Annotated in this window: 3 protein-coding genes and 1 pseudogene; 3 read left to right on the plus strand and 1 reads right to left on the minus strand. The window is 55.2% G+C overall.

Annotated elements, in window-relative coordinates:
* Positions 1-388: 388 nt before the first annotated feature.
* A pseudogene (locus tag Q2B33_RS21710) lies at positions 389-3,106 on the plus strand (glycosyl hydrolase); the annotation flags it as partial.
* Positions 3,107-3,122: 16 nt separating this feature from the next.
* On the opposite strand, the gene Q2B33_RS21715 reads toward Q2B33_RS21710, so the two are convergent.
* The gene (locus Q2B33_RS21715) at positions 3,123-4,481 is read right to left on the minus strand and encodes a DUF6688 family protein (protein WP_300571242.1); all 1,359 of its coding nucleotides are present in this window, start codon (positions 4,479-4,481) and stop codon (positions 3,123-3,125) included.
* Between the two features lie 406 nt (positions 4,482-4,887).
* Here Q2B33_RS21715 and Q2B33_RS21720 point away from each other — a divergent pair, with 406 nt between their 5' ends.
* A complete protein-coding gene (locus Q2B33_RS21720) occupies positions 4,888-6,756 on the plus strand; it encodes an AAA family ATPase (RefSeq protein ID WP_300571239.1) in 1,869 nt (622 codons plus the stop codon).
* Between the two features lie 202 nt (positions 6,757-6,958).
* Positions 6,959-8,743 carry a family 20 glycosylhydrolase gene (locus tag Q2B33_RS21725; RefSeq protein ID WP_300805263.1) on the plus strand — a complete coding sequence of 595 codons (1,785 nt, stop codon included), beginning with the start codon at positions 6,959-6,961 and terminating at the stop codon, positions 8,741-8,743.
* Positions 8,744-8,857 lie beyond the last annotated feature (114 nt).

Here is an 8,857-nt window from a genome sequence, read left to right on the forward strand (position 1 = left end):
GCGACGTAGGAGCCGCTCACAGTACTTGAGTGCTTGCACCGGGGTAGTTGATTGGTTCCTGGGCAGGGGGAAGGAGGAAGGGATTTCGGTGAGCCTTTCGGATTATACGCTGGGAAGTCCGGGCCAGGGATGGTATACGGATGAGATTCTTTCCGCCCACCCGGATATGGCAGGCTGGCTGCTGAAGGAGGAGCGTATAGCCGTCAAAGGGGGAAGGCCGGAGGGCCGGGACTTTCCGGACGGCATGTTGTCTGTCCATATCATAACAGAAAAGGGGATGCGGAGAATCAGCCTGGAAGCTCTGCGGGAGGAAGCCGCTTTCGCGGGGATGGAGGATGCCACGATCGTCATCGTCTATGCAGAGCAGCAGCCATATTCCATGAACCCCATGCATCCTCAGGCGGGAAAGGAGGTTTGCAGGCGCTTTTTCGGAAGGTTTGAGGAACACGCGCCGGGAGAGTGCGGAAGGGCGTTGGACTTCTTCTTTTCCGACGAATTGAATTTCGGCATTTCCGGGAAGCTGTGGGATGCCATTTTCCAGGAGGAATTCCGGAGACGGAAGGGGTATGACATATGCGACTATCTTCCCTGCCTTTTTGGGGAATATGAACCGTATTTTGCAAAAATAAGGCTTGACTACTATGATGTAATTGTATCCAGGGAGGAGGAAAATTATTTTAAAGTCGTATACGACTGGCATGAGGAGAGAAATATGGTCTACGGCTGCGACCATGGCGGCCGTGGATATGACCTGACGGAATTCGGCGACTACTTCCAGACCCAGAAGTTCAACCAGGGGCCGGGATGCGACCAGCCCAATCTGGCTTCCGATATCGTCAAAAATAAGGTGGCCAGCTCCATTTCCCATTTATACGCAAGGAAGCGCACCTGGCTGGAGGGATTTTACGGAAGCGGCTGGGGGACGTCCGGCAGCGAGTTCATGGACGCGGTGGCAAGGAATTTCGTGATGGGACATAATCTCCTGTCGGTGCACGGCATGTATTATTCCACCCATGGAGGGTGGTGGGAGTGGGCTCCTCCCTGCAATACCTATCACATGCCGTATTGGGATGATATGGGAAACGCGTTCCGCGCCATAGAGAGGATGAGCTATATGCTCAGCCAGGGAGTGCATCGATGCGACATTGCAGTCCTGTATCCGGTGATGGCGGCGGAGGGCGGAATAGAGGCGGACAGGGCCGCGCAGACAGCCTTTGACAGTGTCCGGAGCCTGTATGAAAAGGGCATTGACGTGGACTTCATCGACCACAGATCCGTTTTGGAGGCGGAAATCCGGGACGGCAGGCTTGAAAAGCAGGGGGAAGCTTACAGGATCATCATCCTGCCTGAAATGAGGACAGTCAGGATCGGCGTGATGCGGAAGCTGGATGAATTCTGCTCGGAAGGCGGCATGGTATGGGGAATCGGGGAGCCCCCGTCCTTCGGCGACTCCTGGGATTCGGAAGAACTGCGGCACTGCCTGGGCAGGATACGCTTTGGCGTCAAGGTGGAGGAGCTTGCGGATATGGTCGGGGCCAGGCTCATGGCAGATGTGATTTTTCCGGCCGGGACGGATGCAAAGAAATATATGCTCCACCGTTTTATAGAGGGCGAGGACTTCTACATGGTCTATGGCGGAAAGGCAGGGGACGAATACGGCTTCCATGCGAAAGGGAATCCCGTTTTCTGGAATCCCTATGACGGGAAAAGATATGCAGTCCCGGCCAGGGAGCAGGGGGAGTATCTGTTCGTCAGGCTTCCCCTTTCCGGAAGCGAGCTGCAGTTGATTTCCTTTTCCCGCAGGGCAGAAGCTCTTCCGCAGTGGAGGGAGCTTCCGGAAGAAAGGAGGGAGCTGCCATTGTCGGATGAATGGGATTTCTCGCTGCTCCCCTGCCTGGACAACCGCTTCGGCGATTACAGCCTTCCCGCCTCGGATGAGATGGTGGGGCCGCAGGTACGCGCGATGCGCTGGATTCGTTCTGATTGCAGGGAGCCGGGAGGCTTTCTGGACGGGGGCGCCATGTGCCGATGCGGCTTCGGCCCGTATTATCTGAAAAAAGGACCCTTCGCCGACAGGAAGGGATATCTGGATGCCGTGGCGAAGGCTGCCGGAGGCGACAGGGCGGGCTTCCTTCCGTATGAGGTCTCCATGCGGTTCGGAAAATGGGACGACCCGGGGGTACAAGGATATCATGGCCTGAAGGGAAGCGTCAGCGATGCGTTCCTGGTAATGGGGGAAAAGAAGGAAACCATGACAGGTACCGAGTACGTCCGGGAAGAGGATGGGACGGGATACATTTTCGCTACGACTGTGCGCTGCGGCGGGGACTGTGAAGCCGATATCCTGTACGGTGATATGGAGCCGGAATTTCTGTTCGTGGATGGCGTGCAGGTGATGGATCTGAAGGAAAAGCTCCGCCTTTCCCGGGGAGACCATCAGGTGGTCGCCGCCTATCGTGGTGTTGGCCGTACCTATCTCCTGTTTGCGGAAGGGGAGATTGGGGAGCAGGAATATCCCCTGAGCATGAGGTGGTACGCGCAGAAGAATCTGCTTCCCATGGACGGGCTGATTCAGGGGGCGGATGGGGCATATGACTGGTTCAGTTTCGAAGCGCCCCCCGCTCTTGAACGGATGGAGATGCTTGTCAACGGCGAGGCAAAAGTGTGGATCGACGGAAGCCCGGCCAGGCAGGAGGAGAAGGGGGAAGCCGCGGGACCCGGATTGCAAAGCCGTCTGGCGGTCTATCCCACCGCTTTCACCAAAAGGATGTCCACGGTGACAATCAGGGTGAAGAGCTGGGGAATATGCAGTGGGGGAGCGTGCTTTGAGGAGCCGATTCGCCTATATTGCGGAGAGGGCAGGCTGAAATACGGAGACTGGGGTGAAATCGACGGGTTGGCATTTTACTCCGGAAAGGCGGTATATGGCCAGACAGTGGAGATAGGGGAGGAGGAAATCGGCCGGAGAATGGTCCTGGAGATAGATGATATCTCAGCCTCCGCCAGAGTATCCGTGAACGGGCATGAGGCGGGGGTCAGGGTGTCCGCGCCATGGCGCTTTGACCTGACCCCGCTTTTGGAAAAAGGGAGGAATGAGCTGCGGGTCTGCGTCAGCAATACCCTTACGAATCACTACAGGAGCATTCCGACCCGCTACCGTGGAGATGCCCCAAGCGGCATCCTGGGGAAAGCGCGGATCTTGATCTGTCCCCCATGTACTGTACGGCAATCCTGTCCTCAGGGCGCACATCCGTCAGATACAGCACTGCCAGGAAAAACCACTCCAGAGGCTTCATGAGATAATAGATCAGGTCTGCCACATAGGGGGAACGGATGCATCTTGCCACCGGGAAGCCGTATTTATCATAAAAATTCCGCAGGGCTCTGTGGAAGCGGGGCGTCCTTTCCTCCAGAACCTGCTCGAAGGCATTGGCCACGCAGAGCTGCCTGTTCACGATGACCTCATGCCCGTGCCGTATCCCCAGGCGCAGGGGCTTCACGACCTTCCGGTGCCCTCCGGCGGCCACCGTGCACAGATAGTGCTCGTCGTAGTATACGTTCTGGGGCGCAACCCGCCTGGAAAGGTTCCAGCCGCTGGTCTCAGTCCAGGCTCGGATGACGGAATCCGGCGCCTGGCCGAAGAGGACGAGGATGGCTATGAGGATGCCCAGCAGCGGCCACATCAGGAGGAACGCTGCCAGAGGCCAGACCTTTGCGTTGTCCAGGATACGGCTGCAGCTTTGGAGGAAGGGGATTCTATGGATTTTGTGCATCTCATGGGGGATGTGCTCCCATTCCCGGATTTTGGTCAGGATCGTCCTGGCGGTGATGAGGATGCAGTTCAGTGGCAGCAGCAGGAGCGGCAGGCTGGTGAACGGATTTTGATAGATTTGGACGCCCCAGACGATGCTCTCTATGGTGCCCAGGTACATGGCGGACATGCCCAGCACCAGCAGGAGGGGCGGGGTCTTCTTTATGGGGAGGAAGCTCACTGTCAGATATCCCGCGAAGCCTGCCAGGGCGATGACCCAGACGGTCAATGTGCTCTGGGTGTAGATCGGCGTATGCTGCTGGGAATTGGCCAGCTGCTCGGTCCAGTTGCTTGCGAACTTCACATCCATCAGGCCCAGATAGAGGTGGCTGTACATGAGGCCTAAGGGCACCGTGACGATGTCGAATATCCTGTGCCGAGCATGCTCCTTCCCGGGGTTCATGGCCAGGGCAAACAGCAGGTAGAGCTCGGCTCCCGTCAGGACAAGGGGATACAGGACGAACGCGGCCAGCATGAACCCTATGAAAAGGATGGAGATCGGCAGGGCAAGGAGCTTTTCCGCGGCAGGGTCGCCGGATCTGAGGAAGGTGGGCATGCAGGCCAGGAAAGCGCCCGCCAGGCCCAGGGGAAGCGTGACGATGACTGAGGACAGAAGGGGCTTTTTCTTTATTGTCTCTTTCAGCTTTGATTTCTTGTTTTTGTCTGACATAGTTTTATCCTTTCTGAATCTGTTGATTCTGTATTTTCCTGATATTGGATATTTGCATTTTATAATATTACAGAAGGGTATGAATGTCAATAAAAGTTTATTGATATTCGATAATTTCAGAAATGGCTGCAGGGATGTTTTTGGAAAATAGATTGAACAAATATGGGAGTTCCGTTATTATGTTGACATGGAAGGATGATTGTCGCTTGTAATCATATGGCGGGACAGTGGGATTTTTAGGATGCCGAATAGGGAGATTGCAGGGACATTCATGGAAAAATAGATTGAACAAATGGGGGATATCCGCTACAATGTTGATATAGAAGGATGATTTTTACTTGTGATTTTATGATGGGACAGTGGAATTTTGAGGATACCGATTATGGAACGGATAAGGAGGTGCAGAATGGCCAGGACGGTTGCTATTGGCTGTCAGGATTTTCAGACGATTCGGGAAAACGGATACTTTTATATCGATAAGACCTCGTTCCTTTCCCAGTGGTGGGAGAGCGGGGACAGCGTGACGCTGATAACAAGGCCGAGACGCTTCGGAAAGACGTTGAACATGAGCATGACAGAGCTGTTCTTTTCCATAAAGCATGCGGGAAAGGGAGAGCTGTTCCAGGGGCTTTCGGTGTGGGAAAGGGAAGAATTCAGGGCGCTGCAGGGTACCTATCCCGTAATCAGCCTTTCCTTTGCCAATGTGAAGGAGAATGCCTATGAAAAGGTTCGTTACAGGATCTGTCAGATATTGAGGGATCTGTATATGCAGAACCGTTTCCTTTTGGAGGGGGATTTGCTGGCGCAAAATGAAAAGGAATACTTCGAACGGGTATCAGAGAACATGAACGAGGAGGATGCCACCATGGCCCTCCATTATCTGGCGTTGTTTTTGTATCGGTATTACGGAAAAAAGGTGATTATCCTGCTGGACGAATATGACACCCCCATGCAGGAGGCAAATGTGAACGGCTACTGGGACAGACTTGTCTCCTTTACCAGGAGCCTGTTCAACTCTACTTTTAAGACAAATCCCTATCTGGAGAGGGCTGTGATGACCGGAATCACCCGTGTCAGCATAGCTTCTTGCGAAGCATTGGAATCTATTTTTTCCGACCTGAATAATCTTGAAGTTGTGACAACCACTTCTGAGAAGTATGCTGACAGCTTTGGGTTTACGGAGGAAGAGGTCTTTGCGGCGCTGGATGAGTTCGGGCTGTCTGGCCGGAAACAGGAAGTAAAAAGCTGGTATGATGGCTTTGTCTTTGGGAATCGGTCAGATATTTATAACCCATGGTCTATCTTGAATTTTCTGGATAAAAAAAAAGTCACGACCTACTGGGCCAATTCCAGCTCCAACAGCCTGGTGGGAAAGCTGATTCGGGAGGGGAGCAGGGAAATCAAGCAAAAGCTTGAGGGGCTGATGCAGGGAGAGACGCTGCGGGTGGAGATAGATGAGCAGATTGTTTATGGAGAGCTATACACCAAGAGAAATTCTGTCTGGAGCCTCCTTCTTGCAAGCGGCTATCTGAAAGTCCTTGGGATGGAATTTGCGGATGCGGAAGACTGCTGGTATTATGAACTGACCCTGACGAACCGGGAAGTGCGGCTGATGTTCACGAACATGATCCGGGGCTGGTTCTCGGAGCAGGATGAGAGTTATAACGATTTCATCAAGGCGCTGCTGGCTGATGACCTGAAAGCTATGAACTATTACATGAACAAGGTGGCGTTGGCTACATTCAGCAGCTTTCGCGTAAGCAACGAGCCAAGGTCAAGCTTGTTTGACCTTGGCGACTGCCCGCGACCCAGCAGCTATGCTGTTGGGCTTGACTCAGGCAACAAGCCCTCTGAGGCCGCGGAGCCGGAACGGTTCTATCATGGATTCGTCTTAGGGTTGTTGGTAGACCTGAACAACCGTTATGCCATCACCTCTAACCGGGAAAGTGGCTTCGGCCGCTATGATGTGGTGCTGGAGCCGAAGCTGAGAGACGGCGGCGCTGCAAATGGCTGCCAGTTGGAGGGGATAACAAATAATTGCAATAGGGATGCGATAACAAATAATCGCAATAATGATGCGATTATTATCGAATTCAAGGTACAGGACGCGGAGGATGAAAAAGAACTTTCCGACACGGTAGAAGCAGCACTGCGGCAGATAGAGGAGAAGAACTACGCGGCAGCCCTTGTGGAGAAGGGGATTCCCGAAGGGAGCATACGCAAGTACGGCTTCGCCTTCCGCGGAAAGAAAGTATTGATCGGAGGCGGCAGGTAGAGCCCGGAGGCTCAGTACGGGAAAAGACGGATTGTGGGAAGGAGCCTGCGGTTTTTCCACAGATATGGGCGGAGACGGAATAACTGGAGGAGGGGATAGAATGTTCAGGGAAATCAACGGAATAGTGGACAAAGATATTTCATGCGCCATACACAGGCTTCCCCCTTTTTATTTCCAGGGAGGATGGGCAGATGGAATCCGGATGGAACTTTTCAGGCTGCCGGCCGGGGAAGGGGCGGCGCTGCGGATCGCCGTGGAGGGCGGCAGGTGCCGGATCGGCTTTCGGGAGAGGATCCATCTGTTCCGGGCTCTGGGGATACTGCGGGAGAATGCGGGAAGGGCGCAGTTCCGGCATGAAGAGGAAATGTACATCCCCCGGATCGGCGTCATGATCGATGCCTCCCGGAACAGCGTGCCGAATCCCGGATTTCTCAGAGCCCTTCTGGATCGCATGGCGCTGATGGGGATGAACTGCCTGATCCTGTACATGGAGGATGTGTATGAGCTGGAGGGGGAGCCGCGCTTCGGCTATATGCGGGGAGGCTATACCCGGGAACAGCTGCGGCAGCTGGACGATTATGCGCATCTGTACGGCATCAGCATAGTGGCTTCCATACAGGTCTTGGGACATATGGAAAAGGTGCTCCGGTTTCCCGAATACGCTTCTGTGCAGGACAGCCCCTCCTGCCTTCTGGTGGGAGAAGAGAAGACCTATGAGCTGATCGGGAAGATGCTGGGAACAATAGGCCAGTGCCTGAGGAGCCGGATGGTCATCGTAGGCATGGACGAGACCCACGGACTGGGGGAAGGGCGGTACAGGCAGAGGAACGGAGCCCGTAAGCCCCTGGATATTTTCCTGGAGCATCTCCGGCGGGTGCATGCCCTGGCTCGGGAGAGGGGGCTGGAGATTGCCCTTTACAGCGACATGCTGTTTTCATACAGTTCCCCCAGGCATGTCTATCTGGATCCCGGGGAGGAGCCGGATCCGGGGATATGCGCCCGGGTGCCCGGGGATGCGGGGCTAATCTACTGGGATTATTATTCCCGGGATCCCGATTTGCTGGACGGAATGATGAAGAGGCACCGGGATATGGGAAATGCCATTTATGCGGGGCCGCTGCTTTCGGTCTCTTCCTTTTGCGTGAATTACCCGTTCACGTTCCGGACTGCGGAGCCGGCCCTTGAGGCGGTTAAAAAATATCAAGTGCCCATGGCCTACGGCTGCCTGTGGCATGACGACGGTGGGGAGTGCTGCGACTGGCTGGGGCTTCTGGGAATGCAGTATTACGCGGAGAGTGCCTATCGCCAGGGGCCGGTGGGCCGTGAGGTTCTGGACGCCCGCTTTGCCGCATGTACCAGGTCATGCGCCGAGTGGTTCACGGACGCTGGCTTCCTGGACGCGGTTCCCTGCAGCAATCCGGAGAACCGCTGGCCGCCCAATCCGTCCAAATATCTTCTCTGGCAGGATCCCCTGGAGGGATTGTACGACGGGGATCTGCAGGGGCTTGGACTGGACGCGCATTATGGGAAAACGGCGCGGCTGCTGGAGGCGGATCTGGAAAAGGCAGGGGAGGAGGGATGGTTCTTACGGGTTCCGCTCCTGCTTGCGAAGACCCTGGAGCTGAAGGCCGCTCTGGGGGAGGGGCTTCATCGGCATTATAAAGACAGGGACAGGGCTGCCCTTCAAAAGGACGGGGAGCAGCTGGGGGAATTGCTTGAAAGGGTGGAGGAGCTGCGGATTGCCCACAGACAGCAGTGGATGCAGACCTGCTCCCCCTTTGGCTGGTCACGGCTGGATCTCCGCTACGGGGGGCTGCGCGCACGGATTGAGACGGCCGTATACCGCCTGAGCCTGTATCTGGACGGCAGCCTGTCCGGGCTCCCGGAACTGGAGGCGCCCCGGTACGAGAAAGACCGCAGCGGGCAGTTCCTGGGGAAGGGGATATGGAAGACATATGAGGGAATCGCCACATTGAGTGACGGCTGATTTGGCCTTATAACGGTGTGAAAAAACCGCCCTTTGCACTTTGGCGAGTGTCTGGGGTGGTATTTTTACCAGGTATACTGCATAACGCTGAATGCTGCCTAATGTAATCATGTG

The sequence above is a fragment of the uncultured Acetatifactor sp. genome (genome assembly GCF_948601915.1).
GTDB lineage: Bacteria > Bacillota > Clostridia > Lachnospirales > Lachnospiraceae > Acetatifactor.